Origin of the sequence: Sphingomonas montana, from assembly GCF_001956315.1 — a bacterium.
Lineage (GTDB): Bacteria > Pseudomonadota > Alphaproteobacteria > Sphingomonadales > Sphingomonadaceae > Sphingomonas_R > Sphingomonas_R montana.
On record NZ_MOLY01000045.1, the window covers coordinates 65,975 to 84,294 of the forward strand.

Sequence of the window (18,320 nt, forward strand, 5' to 3'; positions counted from 1 at the left end):
CAAGCGCCTGAACGGAAGCTGAGTCAGGATCTGGGCTGATACGTCTCGGCCGCCGTCGGAAACGCGCGGCTCCGCACGTCGGCGGCAAAGCGCATCGCCGCGTCGGTGATACCCCCCGCCATCGTGCCATACGCCTTCACGAACCGCGGCGTCCGGTCGAACAGGCCCAGCATGTCCTCGCTCACCAGCACCTGCCCGTCGCACAGCGCCGACGCGCCGATACCGATCGTCGGGCATGTCACGGCCTGTGTGATGGCGACCGCGATCGGTTCGACAACGCCCTCGATCACGATCGCGAACGCCCCCGCATCCGCCACCGCCTGCGCATCGCCCACGATCTTGGCCGCTTCCGCATCGCTCCGCCCGCGCGCGCCATATCCGCCCAGCGCGTTCACGGCCTGCGGCGTCAATCCGACATGCGCCATCACCGGTATGCCGCGGGCGGACAGGAACGCGATCGTTTCCGCCATCGCCACCCCGCCTTCCAGCTTCACGGCCGACGCGCCGCTCTCCTTCAGGATGCGCGCCGCGCTGGCGAACGCGGCTTCCTTCGATGATTCGTAACTGCCGAACGGCATGTCGATGACCACCAGCGCATGGGCCGCGCCGCGCACCACGGCCGCCCCATGCGCGCACATCATCTCCATGGTCACCGGCACCGTCGATGGCAGGCCGTAAATGACCTGCGCCAGACTGTCGCCGACCAGCAGCATGTCGCAATGCGGGTCCAGCAGCGTCGCCGTCCGCGCGGTATAGGCGGTCAGCATGACGAGCGGCGTGCCCCCCTTAGCGGCGCGGATCGCGGGTACGGTGATGCGGCGGACGGGGGTTGTGGCCGGTACGGCTTCGGGTTGGAAAGTCGACATGCGCCCGTCTACCGATGCCGGCACGGCGGTGCAAATCGGGGCATTGCCCGGCCGGTTAGGCCGCCAGCACTTCCTCAGCCTGCAGGAACGAAACGAACAGGTCGGTCGACGACATCAGGTCCCGCGCGCTGACCGCCAGATCGCTGGTGCTGTTACGCACCGCGGCAGACAGCGCCGATGCGGCACCCGCCGCCGCCGCAACGCCCTTGATGCGGCATTCGATATCGTCCGCATTGGCCACCGCGCGGTCGGCCCCGATATCGACCGTGCGGGAAGTGACGCGCTGATCGTCAACGGCGGCCGCGATGCCCGTCGCGGCCGCCGCGACCTGCCCGATCGCGTCGTTGACGCTGCGCAGCTTGTCCCCCGTGTCGACCACCCCTTCGCGGATACCGGCGATCAGTCCGCTGATCCGGTCGCTGGCGCGCCGCGTATCGGCCGACAATCCCTTCACTTCGCCAGCCACGACCGCAAAACACCGCCCCGCCTCCCCGGCGCGCGCCGCTTCGATCGTTGCGTTCAGCGCAAGCATGTTCGTCTTGGATGCGATCTTGCGGATATCGTTCAGGAACCCCTCGATCTGGGCTGCCTGTTCTTCCAGCGTGGCGACTGTCTGCACGCTGCGCCGCGCCTCCAGGCTGGCGGTCTCGGTCAGGTCCGACTGGCGGTCGGCCGCCCCCGCTATCGTCCGGATCGACTGCGACAGGTCCCGGATCGACGATGCGACATGGGTGATGTCGGACGCCGCCTTGCTGGCGCTGGACGCGACCTCGACCGCCTCGTCCGTGGCCTCGCCGGTCACTTCCTCCAGCTGGATCGCGGCATGTTCCAGACGCGCCGTCGCCTGCCCGATGCTTTTGACCACAGATGTCACGGACCGTTCGAATTCGTTGGCCAGCGTCACCAGCTCTCCGCGTCGTTCAACCGCCACCCGCGCGGCCTGCGCCTCGCGCTGCTGGCGTTCGCCTGTCGCGATGGCGCGCGCCGCATCCGCCTGCTCCACGGCCTCGTTGGTCCGCCGCCGGCCATCTTCCGCCGCTCGCGTCAGCGCGCGCGACAGGTGCAGGGCATCACCCTGTGCCCGGAACAGCGCCTCCAGCTGGATCGTCAGGATCGTCAGCGCTCCACATTGCAGCGCCACCGCTACCACATGGAACAGGACACGCCCGATATTGCCCGTCCCGCTGAACACCCATTCCGGCGCCAGCCATTCCAGCGCCAGATGATGAACCGCGGTCAGAACCGTCGCCAGCGCGATCGGGCGCCAGTCCGCCAGCATGACGAGCGCCGCCATGCCGACGAAGAAATACATGTGGGCGTCCATCTGCCAGGCATGCCCCTTCAGCAGAAAGACCAGCATCGCCGGAATGATCGCGGCGAGCGACCCCATCATCGTTCGCGCCTCCGCATCGTACCGGCCCAGCACCGCCATCGCCGTCGGCCCTGCATTCAGCAGGGACCCGGCGACCAGCAACGGCAGGCCGACGCCCGCGCCCAGCATCGCATTGCCGATCAGCAGGCCGACCAGCGAAATCCAGCCGATCGCCGCCCACGCCTGTACGGCCCGGCAACGCAGCCGGTCCAGCGGGTCGAGCGCAGACGAGGCGTCGTCGCGGTCCACGCCGCGTACATACCCGGACAATCGGTTCATGCGTCCCCCGCTGCGCCGACGGCCGATCCGCACGCCGCCGGCGGGGCGGCCAGAATCAGCACCTTCCAGTAAGGCACCTGATCCGCGATTCGCGACCGGTCCCCACTGACGACCAGAGACCCCGGAAACGGCCCCATGCCGATCAGCACCGCCTTGCCGGCCAGCGCCATCTTGGCCGCCATGTTCGCATCGCCGGTCCCCAGTGGGACGAGCAGCATCGCGCCGGCCGCGGGCGGCCACATCGTCAATCCAAGGACGGCGATGACCGCGATCGCGCCCTGGATCGGGATCAACAGTCTGGTCCGCTCGCGTCGCATGACCGGGACGTAAACCGGGCCTGGTTAACGCCGGGTATCCGCACCAGCCGACATTACCGGGGCCACACTGGCCTTTCGTAGCAAGACCGGCGGGTGTCGACGCCGCTCGCGACTGTCGCTAGCGCCGAACGGACCTGATACCGCTCTTCGCCAGCTGCGCCTGCACGCTGTCCGGCCCCACCAGATGGGCCACGCCCACCGCCACGAACGCCGTGCCCTTGCCCGCCAGCATCGTGCGGATACGGCCCGCCCATGCCACGTTCCGCGTGACGATCAGCTTGTCGTACAGCTTAGGCGCCTCGCGCTTCATATCCGTAATGACCATCTTCGCCAGCGTGCGGACGTCGCCCTTCTCCCATGCGCCGGACAGCGCCGCCAGTTCGGCCGGTCCCTCCGCCACATCCTGCATCGCGCTGTCGAGGAATGCGATCTGCTCGGCCTCCGAAAAGTCGGCCAGGAACCGGATCTGCTGCTCGGCGGTCTCGAAGCCGTGAATTTCGTCCTTCTCCGCGACGCCGACCGATCGCAACGTCCGGTCCGCACCCGCCGCCGGGTCCAGCCCCGCCTTCACGAACGGCAACGTGCCGAGCGTGACCGCCACCAGCCACGGCCGCATCGGTTCGAACTTCGCGGGCGTCATGCCATAAGGCGCCAGCACCGCGGCCAACCGCGCACGCTGCGCCGGCGTCAGCTTTTGCGAAAGGGGTCGCGCCGGATCGAACCCATAGTGCTGGACGATCGCCGCCATTGCCGCCTGCGACGCGTTCAGGTCGTCATCGATCTCCAGCCACAGCGCACTGGATGCCCGCATCGCGGCATCGATCTTCGGCGTCTTCCATCCGGCATCCTTCCGCACGGCATGCGCCGTTCCGAACAGGTAAATCGTCGAATCGGAGTCGCGCACCGCCCATAACGCTGGCTCCGCCGACGCAGGGACGGCCACCAGGCCAAGTATGGCGGCCGCCACGCCACCGATCCAGCGCAGCCGCGTCGTCATCGCCGCGTCATTCCCACTCGATCGTGCCGGGCGGCTTCGACGTATAATCGTACGTCACCCGATTGATGCCCTGCACCTCGTTCACGATCCGCGTCGCCACGCGGGACAGAAATGCCGCATCGAACGGATAGACGTCCGCCGTCATGCCGTCAGTCGACGTCACCGCGCGCAGTGCACAGACATAGTCATAGGTCCGGCTGTCGCCCATTACCCCGACTGTCCGGACGGGCAGAAGCACCGCAAACGCCTGCCAGATCGCGTCGTACAGCCCCGCCGCGCGGATCTCGGCCAGGTACACCGCGTCCGCCTTGCGCAGGATGTCGCATCGCGCCTTCGTGACCTCGCCCGGGATGCGGATCGCCAGGCCCGGCCCCGGAAACGGGTGCCGCCCGACGAACAGTTCGGGCAGCCCAAGCTCCCGGCCCAGCGCGCGCACCTCGTCCTTGAACAATTCGCGCAACGGCTCGACCAGCGCCATGTCCATCCGCTCGGGCAGGCCGCCGACATTATGGTGGCTCTTGATCGTCACCGACGGCCCGCCGGTGAAACTCACGCTTTCGATCACGTCGGGATACAGCGTGCCCTGCGCCAGGAACTTCGCACCGCCAATCTTTTTGGCCTGGTCCTCGAACACGTCGATGAACGTCTTGCCGATGAACTTCCGCTTCGCTTCCGGATCGGTCAGCCCCGCCAGCCCGTTAAGGAACAACGTTTCGACATTCACATGGATCAGCGGGATGCCATAATGTTCCCGGAACAGGCCGACGACCTGATCCGCCTCGCCCGACCGAAGCAGCCCGTGATCCACGAAGACGCAGGTCAGCTGGTCGCCGATCGCCTCGTGGATCAGCACCGCCGCCACCGCCGAATCGACACCGCCGGACAGCCCGCAGATGACGCGCCCGTCACCCACCTGCGCACGGATCTCCGCGATCTTGGCCTGCCGAAACTCGGCCATCGTCCAGTCGCCCGACAACCCGCACACGTGCCGCGCGAAATTCGCGATCAGCTTGGCGCCGTCCGGCGTATGGACGACCTCCGGGTGGAACTGCACACCATAGAAGCGCCGGTCCTCGTCCGCCGTGACCGCAAAGGGCGCGCCTTCCGACGCGGCCACCGGATGGAAGCCCGGCGGCAGCGCGTCGACCCGGTCGCCATGGCTCATCCACACCTGATGGCGGTCGCCCTCTGCCCACATACCGTCGAACAGCGCGGACCGGCGCGTGACCTCGATGAAGGACCGCCCGAATTCGCCGCTCTCGTGCGGCGTCACCGATCCGCCCAGCTGCTGGCACATCAGCTGCTGTCCGTAACAGATGCCCAGAATCGGCAGACCCGCCTCGAAAAACGCCTGTGGTACGCGCGGACTATCCAGCCGGGCGACTGAATCAGGCCCGCCGGACAGGATAATGCCCTTCGGCTGCAACCGCGCATACGCTTCGGCCGCACGGTTGTAGGGGGCGACTTCGGAATAGACGCCGGCTTCGCGCACGCGGCGCGCGATCAGCTGCGTCACCTGGCTGCCGAAATCGACGATCAGGATGCAATCGGTGGGGTGGGCGGTCGGGGGGGGCGGGGCACCGTCTATCATGCGCCCACGCGATACGGTCCGGTCCCCGCCCTGTCCAGCGACGCTTGGTAGCACGCTGGACTCCCGACACTCCGTTAACCTTTGCACGTTAACGCCGAGGCTCCTGCGATTGGAGCAAACTCCGCAATGCCGCGTCGCATCCGTTCCCTGCTGTCCGCCCTGCGCGACGAGGTCCAGCAATATGCCAGCGAGAACGAACGGCTTGCCGGCCGGACGAACCTGCTCGCGCTCAACGCGACGATCGAAGCCGCGCGATCGGGCGAGGCCGGCCGTGGCTTCTCCGTCGTGGCGCAGGAGGTGAAGACGCTGGCGACCCAGGCGCGCGGATCAGCGACCAAGTTCCGCGCCGGCGTGCTCGACCGGCTCGCCCGTGGCGCGTGCATCGCCGACGAACTGGTCAGCGAGATCGAAGGTGTCCAGCTGGTCGAAGTCGCCCAGTCGATGATCTCGAACATGACCCGCATCCTGTTCGACCAGAGCCTGTTCCTGCGCTTGCTCGCAAACGATGCCGCCGTGGTTGCGGCGCTGGCGGTTCCGACGCCGGCGGCGCGCATCACGGCGCAGGCCCGGCTGGCGCAACTCGTTCGACAGTCCGGCTATTATCGCAACGCCTTCGTCGCCGATGCGCACGGCGATATCGTCATATCGGTGGATCGCAACGCTGCGGTCCAGACGCATAATGTCTCGGACGCTGCGCAATATGGCAAGGCGATGCGATCGACGACGGCGGACCAGTGGTACACGGACGAGGTGTGGCGCAATCCATGGTCCGACAACCACGCCGTGCTCGTCTATGTCGCCGGCATCCGTCCCGCCGCCAGCGAGGGCACACCGCTCGGCGTCCTCTACCTGGAATTCGACTGGGAAGGACAGATCGGCGCCATCGTGTCCGATCGCCACCTGTTCCGCGCGGTGGAACGCGACCGCACCGTGGTCAGCGTCGTCGATGACGACGGCCGCGTCGTCGCGACCTCCGGCGGTTATACGTTCGGTCAGGCGCTGCCGCACGATCTGACCGGCACGCGCGGATCGGTGAGCCAGGGCGACTCGGTGGTCGCCTTCGCCTCGGCCGTCGATTTCCACGGGTTCGATGGGCTGAAACTGCGCTGCGTCATCGAACGCCAGGTATCGGAAGATCCGGAAGGCGGCGCGATCGGAAGCGCCGCCTGACCCGTCACGCTTACCGGGCCGCGATCGCGCCCTCCGCTGCCGTCGTCAGTCCGGTCCATTTCCCGGCGAACGCCCACAGGTCGGTATATTCCTCGATGATCTTGTCGGTCGGCTTCCCCGAACCGTGGCCCGCGCGCGTCTCGATCCGGATCAGATGCGGCCGGTCGCCGACATCCGCCGCCTGCAATGCGGCGGTATATTTGAAGCTGTGGCCCGGCACCACGCGGTCGTCCGTATCGGCGGTGGTGACCAGCACGGCCGGATAGCGCTTGTTCTCCGCAATGTTGTGATAGGGCGAATAGGCACGCAGCACGCGGAAATCCGCCTCCTTGGCCGGGTAACCATAATCGTCGGTCCAGTAACGGCCGGCGGTGAACCGGTCGAACCGCAGCATGTCCATCACCCCGACCGCAGGCAGTGCGGCGGCGAACAGGTCCGGCCGCTGGTTCACGACCGCGCCCACCAGCAACCCGCCGTTAGACCCGCCGCGGATCGCCAGCTTGTCCTTTGTCGTGATCCCTTGAGCGATCAGATATTCGCCCGCCGCAATGAAATCGTCGAACACATTCTGCTTGTTCGCCAGCCGCCCGCCGTCATGCCACGCATTGCCATATTCCCCGCCGCCGCGGAGCGACGCCTGCGCATAGACCCCGCCCATGTCCATCCACGCCAGATTGGCCGGCGAAAAAGACGGCGTCATCGACACGTTGAACCCGCCATAGGCGTACAGCATCGTCGGCGCGCCGCCGTCCAGCTTCAGCCCTTTCTTGTGGACGACGAACAACGGAACGCGCGTACCGTCCTTCGACGGGTAGAAGCGCTGCTCGACCACATAGTCGGCGGGATCGAACGCCACCTTCGGCATCGCCCACGGCGTCGTCTTGCCGCTGGCGATATCGTAGCGATAGACCGCGCCCGGCGTGTTGAAGCTGGTGAAGGCGAAGAACGTCTCGCTATCGTCCTGCTTGCCGCCGAACCCGCCGACGCTGCCGATCCCCGGCAACGCGACGGTGCGGACCGGCTTGCCGTCCAGCGCGTGGATCCGAATCTCGCTCTTGGCATCGACCAGATATTCCGCGACCAGCCGCCCGCCGACGATGCCGGCACCCTGCAACGTGGCCTTGTCCTCCGCGATCACCGGCGTCACGACGGGTACCGCTCTGGCAATGTCCACCTTCACGACCCGCAGCCGCGGTGCGTCCAGATCGGTCACGAACCAGAAATCCGCGCCTTCGTTGCCCGCCACCGACCAGTTGTTCTTCATGCCGGTGAACAGCGCGCGCGGGGCGGCACCAGGCTTGCTCAGGTCGACGACGCTCACATCGTTGCGCGGGTCGGTCCCTTCCGACGTGTAGATCACCAGCCAGCGGCCATCATCCGTCACCGCGCCATAATGGCCCCATTTCGGCTGCGCCGGTGTCTCGTACACCAGCCGATCCGCCGACTGCGGCGTGCCGATCCGGTGGAAATACAACTTGCTGTTCAGGTTGACCGCCTGGAACGTGTCCCCCGCCGCGGGTTCCGGGAAGCGCGAGTAATAGAAACCCGAACCGCCCTTCGCCCAGCTGCCGTTGCTGTTCTTCACGAACTTGATCTCGTCTGTCATCACCTTGCCGGTGTCGACGTCCAGCACCTTCAGCGTCCGCCAGTCGGTGCCGCCGTCCTGGATCGAATAGACGATCCGCCTGCCGTCCTCGGATGGGTTCCAGTCCGACAGCGCGGTCGCCCCGTCCTTGGCCCACAGGTTCGGATCGATCAGCAGCCGCGGCGTGCCGTCCAGCGTGTCACGGACGTACAGCACGGCCTGGTTCTGCAACCCGGTGTTCCGGGTGTAGAAGTAACGGCCACCCGACTTGCGCGGCAGGCCGAACCGTTCGTAATTCCACAGCGCCTTCAACCGCTGTGCGATCGCGGTGCGCCCGGGCAGGGTCTTGAGGTAGCCGTCCGTCACCGCGTTTTCGGCCGTCACCCATTCGCGGACCTTGGGGTCCTGCCGCACGTCGTTTTCCAGCCAGCGATAGGGATCCGCCACCGCCTCGCCGAACTGCACGTCGGCGACAGTGCCGCGTTCGGCCTTGGGGTAGGTCAGGGACTGGGCGGAAAGCGGCATGGCGGACACCGATAGCAGGAGGGCGAGAACAGGACGCAACATGGGGGGCGCACTCCGGACAAACGAGAAGGGCCGGAGACTATCGTCCCCGGCCCCGCCCGCAAGTACAAAGCTGAAGGCAGGCTTCAGGCTTCGTCGTCATACTCTTCCTGCGTCTGGACCGGACCGGAGTCCTGGCCCTTGGCAGACGTGTCGCGATCGACGAATTCGATGATCGCCATCGGTGCCGCATCCGATGCACGGATGCCTGCCTTGATCACGCGGGTATAACCACCGGCGCGCGTGGCGTAGCGATCGGCGATCACGTCGAACAGCTTCACCAGCTGCGTATCGTCGAGCATGCGGGCATGCGCCAGACGACGGTTGGCCAGGCCACCCTTCTTCGCCAGCGTCACCAGCTTTTCGACGTAGGGCCGCAGTTCCTTCGCCTTGGCGAGGGTCGTCGTGATCTGCTCATGCTTGACGAGCGCCGCCGACATGTTGCGGAACATGGCCGTACGATGGCTGCCCGTCCGCTGAAGTTTCCGTCCGCCTACACGATGGCGCATAATCCACACTCCGTTCGTTCAGGGGCCGTGTCAGGTACCCCGGACCAGGCGGTGAAGGGCACCGCCAAACCCATTCCCGCCGACGCGATCGCGCCGGCCAAATCCTTCGAAGTTGTCGAAGTTGCGGTGTAAAATGGGTCCGCAACTCCGACCGACCTCAAAACTCCTGTTCGAGCTTTTTGGCCATTTCCTCGATATTCTCGGGCGGCCAACCCGGAATCTCCATCCCCAGCCGCAACCCCATCGACGCCAGCACTTCCTTGATCTCGTTCAGCGACTTGCGACCGAAATTCGGGGTGCGAAGCATCTCGGCTTCGGTCTTGCCGACCAGATCGCCGATATAGATGATGTTGTCGTTCTTGAGGCAGTTGGCCGAACGTACCGACAGTTCCAGTTCGTCCACCTTCTTGAGAAGGTAGCGGTTGAGCTGGTTGCTGTCGCCTTCCGGATCGACGCCACCCGAGGACGGCGGCACCGCGATGCCAATCGGCGCCGAGGTCGACACCATCGAATCGTCGAAGTGGACGAACAGCTGCAACTGGTCCTGCAGGATGCGCGCGGCATAGGCCACGGCGTCCTCGGGGGTCACGGTGCCGTCGGTCTCGATGTTCAGCGTGAGCTTGTCATAGTCCAGCTCCTGCCCGACGCGGGTGTTCTCGACCTTGTACGCCACCTGGCGGACGGGCGAATACAGCGCATCGACCGGGATCAGGCCGATTGGCGCATCGGCCGGCCGGTTGTTCGCGGACGGGACATAGCCTTTCCCGATATCGGCGGTCAGTTCCATGTTCAGGACCGCGCCTTCGTCGAGATGGCACAGAACGAGCTTCGGGTTCATGACCTCGATGTCGCCCGACGTGGCGATGTCGCCCGCGGTGACTTCGGCCGGACCGGTGACCGACAGCTGGAGGCGCTTCGGCCCCTCGCCCTGCATGCGCAGCGCGATCTGCTTCACGTTCAGGACGATGTCGGTGACATCCTCACGCACGCCGGCCAGCGACGAGAATTCATGCAGCACATTCTCGATCTTGATCGAGGTGACGGCCGCACCCTGCAACGACGACAGCAGCACGCGGCGCAGCGCGTTGCCGAGCGTCAGGCCGAAACCACGCTCCAGCGGCTCGGCGATGAAGGTCGCCTTCCGCTTCCCGTCGCCGCCGGCCTTCTTTTCGAGGCCATGCGGCTTCTTCATTTCCTGCCAGTTCTTGGCGTTGACAGCCATGAGTGTCCCTCGACGTTGGGCAACGAGGCGCGTCCGCCCCGGCCAGGAAGTTCGCGGGCGGGGTCCGAACGGCCCCGCCCCGTAATCAGACGCGGCGGCGCTTGGACGGGCGCACGCCGTTATGCGGGATCGGCGTCACATCGCGGATCGACGTGATGTGGAAACCGACCGCCTGCAAGGCGCGAAGCGCGGACTCACGACCCGAACCGGGGCCCTTGACCTCGACCTCGATCGTGCGGACGCCGTGCTCGGACGCCTTCTTGCCGGCATCTTCCGCGGCGACCTGCGCTGCGTAAGGCGTCGACTTGCGGCTGCCCTTGAAACCCATCATGCCGGCGGACGACCATGCTATGGTATTGCCCTGCGCGTCGGTGATGGTGATCATGGTGTTGTTGAAGCTGGCGTTGACGTGGGCGACGCCCGACGTGATATTCTTACGCTCGCGCCGCTTGATGCGCTGTGGTTCGCGTGCCATGTTGTTGAGATTCCTGACCTAATCTGTTGCACCACGCCACCGTGCCTTCGCACGGTGGCGGAGAAGTAGCGGGTCGCTCGCCTATGGCGAGCGCCTCTCGTTACTTCTTCTTACCGGCGATCGGCTTGGCCTTGCCCTTGCGGGTGCGCGCATTGGTATGCGTGCGCTGGCCGCGGACCGGCAGGCCCTTGCGGTGACGCAGGCCGCGATAGCAGGCCAGATCCATCAGGCGCTTGATGTTCATCGCCACTTGGCGACGAAGATCGCCCTCGACCGTGTGGCTGGCGTCGATCGCTTCGCGGATCTGCAGGACTTCCTGATCGGTCAGGTCCTGCACGCGACGCGTGCGATCGATACCCAGCTGCTCGGTGAGCTGCAGGGCCTTGGTCCGGCCGATGCCGTGAATGTAGGTCAGCGCGATTTCGACGCGCTTGTTGCTCGGGATGTTCACACCCGCGATACGTGCCATCTGATTCTTTCTCCTGCTCCACGGGCGGCTGGCTGACCGACCCATCTCGACGCGTGGACCCGCCCGCGAATCATTCGCGGCGGGCCACCCTAAAGTCGGAAAACCGGCGCGCGTATAGGTACGCCGCCGGGACCGGTCTTCTGGGATGCGCGGGGATTAGGCGTCCGCCCCCCGGCTGTCAAGCCGACCTGCAAATCGGGCAGACCACCGTATCGGGATCGCGCAGGTCAACGGGTGCAGATCATGGCGCGCCAGGCGACGCACTGAACCTGGAACTATCCCGAGACCGGCCAGGCCGACGCCGTGCCCGCCCCCGGGCAGATCCGGGGCAGGCATTTGCGGCGGTCCGGTTACGCCACCACCCGCACCGGCACGGACTTGGCTGCCAGCGTCTGCGACTCGATATCGTGGTGCGCCAGCGGGATCAGCGGATTGCACTCTGGGTAATAGGCCCCGATGCAGCCCATCGGCACTTCGTAAGGCACGATCCGCAGGCCGCGGACTGCACGGTCGTGACCGTCGTGATACACCGTTTCCAGCCCGACCAGCTGGTCCGCCGCCAGCCCCAGCCGCTCGATATCCTCCGGGTTCATAAGCACCACCAGCCGCGACCCGGATATGCCGCGAAACCGGTCGTCATACCCGTAGACCGTCGTGTTGAACTGATCGTTGGACCGCAGCGTCATCAGCCGCAGCGTTTCCGGCGTGTCGGCGAAGCCGGTCGCGTCGAGCCCGGTCGGCAACGCGATCTGCGCCTTGCCGCTGGTCGTCAGCCACTTGCGCGACCGCACCGCGTTGCCCTTGTCGAACCCGCCCGGCACATGCATCCGGGCGTTATAGTCACGGAACTTGTCCGGGAATGTCGCCTCGATCGCGTCGCGGACAAGGCCGTAATCACCCACCCACGCATCCCAATCGACCTTGGGATTGGGATCGAGGATCTGCCTGGCCAGCGCGCCGACGATCGCCGGTTCGGACATCAGGTCGCCCTGCGGCGGCTTGCGCGTTCCGATCGACGCGTGGATGCAGCTCATGCTGTCCTCGATCGACACGGTCTGCGGCCCCGTCGCCTGGTCGTCGCGTTCCGTCCGCCCGATGCAGGGCAGGACGTAACCGATCTTGCCCGGCAGCAGGTGACTGCGGTTCAGCTTGGTCGCGACGTGCACGGTCAGCGCCAGCGCCGGCCACGCCGCCTCCATCCGATAAGTATCGGGAATGGCACGGACGAAATTGCCCCCCAGCTGGATGAACGCGTCCACCTCCCCCGCGATGATCGCCTCGCACGCCTTCGTGGTGTCCAGCCCTTCCTCACGCGGCGGGGAAAAGTCGTATTGGTCCGCGAGTATGTCGAGCGGCGCATGCTCCGGCTTGTGCCCGATGCCGACGGTCCGCTGCCCCTGCACATTGCTATGGCCGCGCACCGGGCAGATGCCCGCCCCGGGCTTCCCGAAATTCCCGCGCAGCAGCAGCAGGTTGACGAGCATGTCGACATTCTCGGTGCCGTGGACATGCTGGGTCAGGCCCATGCCGTACACAGCCATGACCGCATCCGCCGCGGCATAGACCCGCGCGGCCGCAATGATATCGACGCGCGGCAGCCCGGATGCGACCTCGATCGCGTCCCAGGTCGTGGCCCGCGCACGGTCCGCCAGCGCCTCATAGCCTTCGGTATGTTCGGCCAGGAACGCATGGTCGATGAACGTGCTGCCCCCCGCCTGTCCGCCGGCGGCGTCGTCCGCCTCGATCAGCCATTTGCACATGCCCATCAGCACCGCGATGTCGCCGCCGGTCTTCACCTGATGATATTGCGTGCTGATAGGCGTCGATCCGCCGGTCGCCATCTCGATCGGGTTCTGCGGATCGGTGAAGCGTTCCAGCCCGCGTTCCTTCAGCGGATTGAACGTCACGATCTTGCAGCCGCGCTTCACCGCCGCCCGCAGCGGATGCAGCATACGCGGCGCGTTCGACCCGACATTCTGGCCGAAGAACAGGATCGCGTCGGCATGTTCGAAATCGTCGAGACGGGTCGTGCCCACCGATTCGCCCAGCGTCTTCTTCAATGCCACGCCGGTGGTCTCGTGGCACATGTTCGAACTGTCGGGCAGGTTGTTGCAACCGTACATCCGCGCCATCAACTGGTACATGTAGCTGGTTTCCAGCGATGCGCGACCCGACGAGTAGAACACCGCACGCCGCGGATCGACGGCCTTAATCCGCCGCAGTTCGGCGCCGATCTCGGCAAATGCCGTCGCCCAGCTGGTCGTGCGGTACGTGTCGCTGACCGGGTCGTACCGCACCGGATGGGTCAGCCGGCCATGCTGTTCCAGCTCGTAATCGGACAGGTCGCGCAACGCGGTCACGCTGTGCGTTTCCAGCCATTCGGGAGACGTGCGGTGGCCGGTCGCCTCCCACGCGGTCGCCTTCGCGCCGTTTTCGCAGAATTCGGCCGGGTGCGGATGCGCGGGTTTCGGCCAGGCGCAACTGACGCAGGCGAACCCGCCGGCCTTGTTCTGCCGGCCTAGTTGGGTGGCGAAATCGATGGGGTCGAGTTTTTCCTTGGGCAGGATGGCGGCCATCCCCTTCATCGATCCCCAGCCACCTGCGGCACCTTCATAATCGGTGATCTGCGCCTGATCCGGGCCGTGGTCGTCGTGGTCGTGCATGCTCATCTGGAACACCCGTTCTGCTCGTCACCGTACCAACGCCGCAGGGGCCGGAACCGGTCCGTCGCGGCAGAGGTTTCTTGAGGCACACCGACAGTACCGGAGAGACGTGATGCCCAAGCCCCCGATCCCCTACGACTTCACGCTCGAAACGGTCGCACCGGACGAGGCCGAGACGCATGCCGAGCTTGCCAGGACGTTGATGGGCATCGTCCATACCGTCAACGACGATCACGGACATGCCTATCGCAGCGTCCACGCCAAGAGCCACGCGCTGCTGGAGGCGACGTTCGAGGTGGTCGAGAACCTGCCGACCGAACTGGCGCAGGGACTGTTCGGCACGGCGAAAAGCTATCCGGCCGTCGTCCGCATCTCGACCAATGCCGGCGATCCGCTGCCCGATACGATCTCGTTGCCGCGCGGCATGGCGGTCAAGGTGATCGGCGTCGACGGCGCCCGCCTCCCCGGCTCAGAAGGCGACAGCGTCCAGGATTTCGTGATGGCCAACGGCAAGGCGTTCGCGGCCAAGGACGCCAAGGCGTTCCTGAAGAACCTGAAACTGCTCGCCGCCACCACCGACAAGGCCGAATGGGGCAAGAAAGCGATCTCCGCCGTGTTCCGTACCGCCGAACGTGCGCTGGAGGCGGTGGGCACGGAAAGCGCGTTCCTGAAGACGATGGGCGGCTATCCCAACAGTCATCCGCTGGGCGAAAGCTATTTCAGCCAGGTCCCGCTGCGGTTCGGCGATTATGTCGCCAAGATCGGCGTATTCCCGGCGTCGCAGAGCTTTACGGCGCTGGAGGGCAAGGAGATCACGATCGGCGGACGCGACGACGCGATCCGCGAGGAGATGAACCGCGTACTGGCGGCGACCGGCGGCGTCTGGGAGATGAAGGTCCAGCTGATGCGCGATCCGGCCACCAATCCGGTCGAGGACGCGACGGTCGTCTGGCCCGAGGAGGACAATCCCTATCTGACCGTCGCGCGCATCCGGATCGCGCCGCAGACGGCATGGAGCGAGCCGCGGGCGGAAACCGGCGACGACCGGTTGTCCTTCGCACCCTGGAACGGTCTTGCCGCCCACCAGCCGCTCGGCGGCATCATGCGCGCCCGCAAGCTGCCCTACGAGAAGTCCGCCGAACTGCGCGGCCAGTTGAACGGCTGCCCGATCCACCAGCCACACGCCGCAGTCAACTTGCCCGACTGAAACCGATCGCCGGACCACATTCGATGACGGGGCGCCGATCCGCCCTGTCATCCACGACCGATCCGGAGCGCGATCGGGGGGCCTTTGGTGAAGCCTGTCAACAACCGGCAGGTTCGTTCCGGAAACCGGACATCAACTACTGCGTCATCGCGGCCTGCCCTGGGTGCCTAGCTGCCTAGCTGCCTAGCTGCGGAACTTAAAAAGGGCTTGGGTTGGACGGACGACAGGCGGACCGACCTGGAGTCGCAATACCCTAGCGGTCGAGGATCGCAGCGATCGCAACCGTCACTTCGGCAATGTCGGCCATGCCATCGACCCGCTGCACCAGGTCGCGTGCTTCATAATAAGGCAGGATCGGTGCAGTCTTGGCGCGATATTCGGCCATCCGCGTACGGACGGTTTCGGCATTGTCGTCCGGGCGGCGCTTGAACGCGGTCGATCCGCAGATGTCGCAGACCCCAGGAACCTTGGGCTGCTGGAAACTGTCGTGATAGCCCGCACCGCACTTGGCGCAGGTGTAGCGCCCGACGACCCGGGCCACGAGCGCGTCTTCGTCCACCACCAGTTCGATCACATGATCCAGCCGCCGTCCGCGATCGGACAGCAGCGTGTCGAGCGATACTGCCTGCGCCTGCGTCCGCGGATAACCGTCGAAGATCACGCCGCGCGCGGTATCGGGCTGATCCAGCCGCTCGCCCAGCACCTGGCTCATGAGGTCGTCCGGAAAGAATTTCCCCGACTTCATGATGCCGTCGGCCAGCTGGCCGATCTCGCTGCCGGACGCGACCGCGGCGCGCAGCATGTCGCCGGTCGAAACCTGCACCATGCCGCGGTCGCGTTCCAGACGGCTGGCTTGGGTGCCCTTGCCGGCCCCCGGCGGCCCGAGCAGAATGATATTCATTGAAACGCGTCTCCCCTCGCGTGGGTCGCCGCTGATCGGATCAGCGACGCACGCCACCCTTCAGCTTCGATTTCTTGATCAGGTCGCCATATTGATGTGCGAGCAGATGGCTCTGGATCTGGGTCACCGTGTCGATCGTGACGTTGACGACGATCAGCAGACTCGTCCCGCCCAGGTAGAAGGGGATACCGGCGCGTGCGACGATATATTCGGGCACCAGACAGATGAAGGTCAGGTATCCCGCGCCCAGCACCGTGATACGGGTCAGCACATAATCGAGATAGTCCGCAGTCGACTTGCCCGGCCGGATGCCCGGCACGAAACCGCCGTAGCGCTTCAGATTGTCGGCCGTCTCCTCCGGGTTGAACACCACGGCGGTGTAGAAGAAGCAGAAGAAGATGATGCCGGCCGCATAGAGCGACATGTAGAGCGGCGTGCCGTGCGCCAGATACTGGTTCAGCCCGATCAGGAAGTCGCCCCACGCGCTGTCGCCCTCGACGCGCTTGCCCGCGAACTGCGAGATGGTCAGCGGCATCAGCAGCAATGAGGATGCGAAGATCGGCGGAATCACGTTGGCGGTGTTGATCTTCAGCGGAAGATGGCTCTTATCCGCCTGCATCATGCCGCGCGCGGTCTGGCGCTTGGGATACTGGATCAGCACGCGGCGCTGCGCGCGTTCCATAAAGCAGATGAACAGGATCAGCCCGATCACCAGCGCCAGCACGCCGATGATGAGGATCGGCGACAGCGAACCGGTGCGGCCGCCTTCCAGCACGTTGACGATCGTCGTCGGGATGGCGGCAACGATGCCCGCCATGATGATCAGCGACACGCCGTTGCCGATGCCGCGGCTGGTGATCTGCTCACCCAGCCACATCAGGAACATCGTGCCGCCGATCAGCGACAGCACCGTCGTGAAACGGAACAGATACGGGTCGACCACCACCGCGGCGATGCCCTGCGTGCTGCCCCAGCTTTCGAGCCCCACCGCGATGAAATAGGCCTGGATCGCGGTCAGCCCGACCGTCCCGTACCGGGTATACTGGTTGAGCTTCTTGCGGCCGCTTTCGCCTTCCTTCTTGATCGCGGCAAGCTGCGGGCTGAGCGAGGTCGCCAGCTGCACCACGATCGACGCCGTGATGTAGGGCATGACGCCCAGCGCGATGAGGCTCATCCGCTCCAGGCTGCCGCCCGAGAAGGTGTTGAAGAAGTCGAGCACCCCGCCGCGAGTCTGCGAGAACAGCACCTCCAGCGCGCGCGGGTCGATCCCCGGCAGCGGCACATGGCTGAGCAGCCGGAACACGATCAGCGCGCCCAGCGTGAACCACAGGCGCTTCTTGAGGTCGGTTGCCTTGGAGAATTGCGACAGGCTGACATTGGCTGCCAACTGTTCCGCTGCGGATGCCATGGAGTATGAAACCTCGGTAAAAACAAATGCGGCGGCGGAGTGCGATCATGCCCTCCGCCGCCTCATATAGCCCGTGTCGTCCGCTTGTCTAATAAGCCCGACGCGGGATCAGACGGCTCAGGCCTTCGCCGCGGCCTTCTTCTCGGCCTTGTCGGCCGCGCGCACGGTCTGGACCGTACGATGCTTGGCCTTCGCCTTCTCGGCGGCAGGCTGCACGTAGATCACGTCGACGGTGCCGCCGGCCGCTTCGATCGCTTCCTTGGCGCCTTTGGACACGCCGGCAACGTTGAAGCTGAGCTTCATCGAGAAGTCGCCCTTGCCCAGAATGCGCACGCCGTCCTTGCCGCCGCGGGCAACGCCCACGGCCTGCAGCGCGGCATGATCGATCACGCCGTCGCTCGCCAGCGCGCCGGCCTCGACCAGCTTCTGGATCTGGCCGAGATTCACCTCGGCATAATCCTTGGCGAAGATGTTGTTGAAGCCGCGCTTCGGGATCCGCATGTGCAGCGCCATCTGGCCGCCTTCGAAGCCCTTGATGGACACACCGGAACGGCTCTTCTGGCCCTTCTGACCGCGGCCGGCCGTCTTGCCCAAGCCCGAACCGATACCACGGCCGACCCGGACGCGGCTCTTGCGCGCGCCGTCATTGTCACGGATTTCATTGAGTTTCATGGGGTAGCACTCGCTTTCGCTATGTTCGCGCGGGATGGGAAGCGGTGGCGCAT

At 65.8% G+C, this 18,320-nt stretch carries 17 protein-coding genes and 1 pseudogene; 4 read left to right on the top strand and 14 right to left on the bottom strand.

Going from position 1 to position 18,320, the window contains the following annotated elements; all coding sequences use genetic code 11:
- Positions 1–23 precede the first annotated feature (23 nt).
- The 5 genes from panB to guaA all read right to left on the bottom strand — a co-directional run bounded on the left by panB (position 24) and on the right by guaA (position 5,422).
- Entirely contained in the window at positions 24–866 is an 843-nt protein-coding gene (gene panB, locus BKY59_RS13790; RefSeq protein WP_076072623.1) for a 3-methyl-2-oxobutanoate hydroxymethyltransferase, read from the bottom strand.
- Between the two features lie 55 nt (positions 867–921).
- Positions 922–2,517: a methyl-accepting chemotaxis protein gene (locus tag BKY59_RS13795; RefSeq protein WP_076072624.1), complete on the bottom strand. Its 1,596-nt coding sequence runs from the start codon at positions 2,515–2,517 to the stop codon at positions 922–924.
- The gene (locus BKY59_RS13800; RefSeq protein WP_240500113.1) at positions 2,514–2,810 is read right to left on the bottom strand and encodes a hypothetical protein; all 297 of its coding nucleotides are present in this window, start codon (positions 2,808–2,810) and stop codon (positions 2,514–2,516) included. The genes BKY59_RS13795 and BKY59_RS13800 overlap by 4 nt, the downstream gene beginning before the upstream one ends.
- Before the next feature lie 142 nt (positions 2,811–2,952).
- On the bottom strand, positions 2,953–3,831 hold the full coding sequence (locus BKY59_RS13805; protein ID WP_076072626.1) for a TraB/GumN family protein: 879 nt from the start codon (positions 3,829–3,831) through the stop codon (positions 2,953–2,955).
- Positions 3,832–3,838: 7 nt separating this feature from the next.
- Entirely contained in the window at positions 3,839–5,422 is a 1,584-nt protein-coding gene (gene guaA / locus BKY59_RS13810) for a glutamine-hydrolyzing GMP synthase (protein WP_076072627.1), read from the bottom strand.
- A gap of 204 nt (positions 5,423–5,626) precedes the next feature.
- Between guaA and BKY59_RS18375 the strand changes: the two are divergent.
- A pseudogene (locus BKY59_RS18375) lies at positions 5,627–5,803 on the top strand (methyl-accepting chemotaxis protein); the annotation flags it as partial.
- Positions 5,804–5,842: 39 nt separating this feature from the next.
- Positions 5,843–6,592 (top strand): cache domain-containing protein, encoded by a 750-nt coding sequence (locus tag BKY59_RS13815; protein ID WP_420822101.1) that lies wholly within the window; start codon positions 5,843–5,845, stop codon positions 6,590–6,592.
- 10 nt (positions 6,593–6,602) lie between these two features.
- Here the strand turns inward: BKY59_RS13815 and BKY59_RS13820 are convergent, their stop codons facing one another.
- Complete coding sequence (locus tag BKY59_RS13820) at positions 6,603–8,702, bottom strand: prolyl oligopeptidase family serine peptidase (protein WP_240500114.1); 2,100 nt, start codon at positions 8,700–8,702, stop codon at positions 6,603–6,605.
- A 125-nt stretch (positions 8,703–8,827) separates the two neighbouring features.
- Entirely contained in the window at positions 8,828–9,250 is a 423-nt protein-coding gene (gene rplQ, locus BKY59_RS13825) for a 50S ribosomal protein L17 (protein WP_076072632.1), read from the bottom strand.
- Between rplQ and BKY59_RS17810 the strand changes: the two genes are divergently transcribed.
- Positions 9,203–9,382: a hypothetical protein gene (locus BKY59_RS17810; protein WP_165374860.1), complete on the top strand. Its 180-nt coding sequence runs from the start codon at positions 9,203–9,205 to the stop codon at positions 9,380–9,382. The two genes, rplQ and BKY59_RS17810, sit on opposite strands and share 48 nt — an antisense overlap.
- 25 nt (positions 9,383–9,407) lie before the next feature.
- On the opposite strand, the gene BKY59_RS13830 is transcribed toward BKY59_RS17810, so the two are convergent.
- The 4 genes from BKY59_RS13830 to BKY59_RS13845 all read right to left on the bottom strand — a co-directional run bounded on the left by BKY59_RS13830 (position 9,408) and on the right by BKY59_RS13845 (position 14,085).
- Positions 9,408–10,472: a DNA-directed RNA polymerase subunit alpha gene (locus BKY59_RS13830; RefSeq protein ID WP_076072633.1), complete on the bottom strand. Its 1,065-nt coding sequence runs from the start codon at positions 10,470–10,472 to the stop codon at positions 9,408–9,410.
- 85 nt (positions 10,473–10,557) lie between these two features.
- A complete protein-coding gene (gene rpsK / locus BKY59_RS13835; protein ID WP_076072635.1) occupies positions 10,558–10,947 on the bottom strand; it encodes a 30S ribosomal protein S11 in 390 nt (129 codons plus the stop codon).
- A gap of 100 nt (positions 10,948–11,047) precedes the next feature.
- The gene (gene rpsM / locus BKY59_RS13840) at positions 11,048–11,416 is read right to left on the bottom strand and encodes a 30S ribosomal protein S13 (protein WP_076072636.1); all 369 of its coding nucleotides are present in this window, start codon (positions 11,414–11,416) and stop codon (positions 11,048–11,050) included.
- Between the two features lie 350 nt (positions 11,417–11,766).
- Positions 11,767–14,085 (bottom strand): FdhF/YdeP family oxidoreductase, encoded by a 2,319-nt coding sequence (locus BKY59_RS13845; RefSeq protein WP_240500115.1) that lies wholly within the window; start codon positions 14,083–14,085, stop codon positions 11,767–11,769.
- 106 nt (positions 14,086–14,191) lie between these two features.
- Here BKY59_RS13845 and BKY59_RS13850 point away from each other — a divergent pair, with 106 nt between their 5' ends.
- Positions 14,192–15,286 carry a catalase family protein gene (locus BKY59_RS13850; protein ID WP_076072638.1) on the top strand — a complete coding sequence of 365 codons (1,095 nt, stop codon included), beginning with the start codon at positions 14,192–14,194 and terminating at the stop codon, positions 15,284–15,286.
- A gap of 253 nt (positions 15,287–15,539) precedes the next feature.
- Here the strand turns inward: BKY59_RS13850 and BKY59_RS13855 are convergent, their stop codons facing one another.
- The 3 genes from BKY59_RS13855 to rplO form a co-directional block, all read right to left on the bottom strand.
- Positions 15,540–16,187, bottom strand: coding sequence for an adenylate kinase (locus tag BKY59_RS13855; RefSeq protein ID WP_076072639.1), 648 nt, complete (start codon positions 16,185–16,187; stop codon positions 15,540–15,542).
- 40 nt (positions 16,188–16,227) lie between these two features.
- Positions 16,228–17,595, bottom strand: a complete 1,368-nt coding sequence (gene secY, locus BKY59_RS13860) for a preprotein translocase subunit SecY (protein ID WP_076072641.1) — start codon at positions 17,593–17,595, stop codon at positions 16,228–16,230.
- A 117-nt stretch (positions 17,596–17,712) separates the two neighbouring features.
- On the bottom strand, positions 17,713–18,267 hold the full coding sequence (gene rplO, locus BKY59_RS13865) for a 50S ribosomal protein L15 (protein WP_076072642.1): 555 nt from the start codon (positions 18,265–18,267) through the stop codon (positions 17,713–17,715).
- Positions 18,268–18,320 lie beyond the last annotated feature (53 nt).

Coding starts and splice junctions, on each gene's coding strand:
- BKY59_RS13805 (WP_076072626.1), bottom strand. CDS start 3,831: ATGACGACGCGGCTGCGCTGGATCGGTGGCGTGGCGGCCGCCATACTT.
- BKY59_RS13850 (WP_076072638.1), top strand. CDS start 14,192: ATGCCCAAGCCCCCGATCCCCTACGACTTCACGCTCGAAACGGTCGCA.
- BKY59_RS13845 (WP_240500115.1), bottom strand. CDS start 14,085: ATGAGCATGCACGACCACGACGACCACGGCCCGGATCAGGCGCAGATC.
- BKY59_RS13855 (WP_076072639.1), bottom strand. CDS start 16,187: ATGAATATCATTCTGCTCGGGCCGCCGGGGGCCGGCAAGGGCACCCAA.
- rpsM (WP_076072636.1), bottom strand. CDS start 11,416: ATGGCACGTATCGCGGGTGTGAACATCCCGAGCAACAAGCGCGTCGAA.
- BKY59_RS13830 (WP_076072633.1), bottom strand. CDS start 10,472: ATGGCTGTCAACGCCAAGAACTGGCAGGAAATGAAGAAGCCGCATGGC.
- rpsK (WP_076072635.1), bottom strand. CDS start 10,947: ATGGCACGCGAACCACAGCGCATCAAGCGGCGCGAGCGTAAGAATATC.
- guaA (WP_076072627.1), bottom strand. CDS start 5,422: ATGATAGACGGTGCCCCGCCCCCCCCGACCGCCCACCCCACCGATTGC.
- BKY59_RS13820 (WP_240500114.1), bottom strand. CDS start 8,702: ATGCCGCTTTCCGCCCAGTCCCTGACCTACCCCAAGGCCGAACGCGGC.
- secY (WP_076072641.1), bottom strand. CDS start 17,595: ATGGCATCCGCAGCGGAACAGTTGGCAGCCAATGTCAGCCTGTCGCAA.
- panB (WP_076072623.1), bottom strand. CDS start 866: ATGTCGACTTTCCAACCCGAAGCCGTACCGGCCACAACCCCCGTCCGC.
- rplO (WP_076072642.1), bottom strand. CDS start 18,267: ATGAAACTCAATGAAATCCGTGACAATGACGGCGCGCGCAAGAGCCGC.
- BKY59_RS13795 (WP_076072624.1), bottom strand. CDS start 2,517: ATGAACCGATTGTCCGGGTATGTACGCGGCGTGGACCGCGACGACGCC.
- rplQ (WP_076072632.1), bottom strand. CDS start 9,250: ATGCGCCATCGTGTAGGCGGACGGAAACTTCAGCGGACGGGCAGCCAT.
- BKY59_RS17810 (WP_165374860.1), top strand. CDS start 9,203: ATGGCTGCCCGTCCGCTGAAGTTTCCGTCCGCCTACACGATGGCGCAT.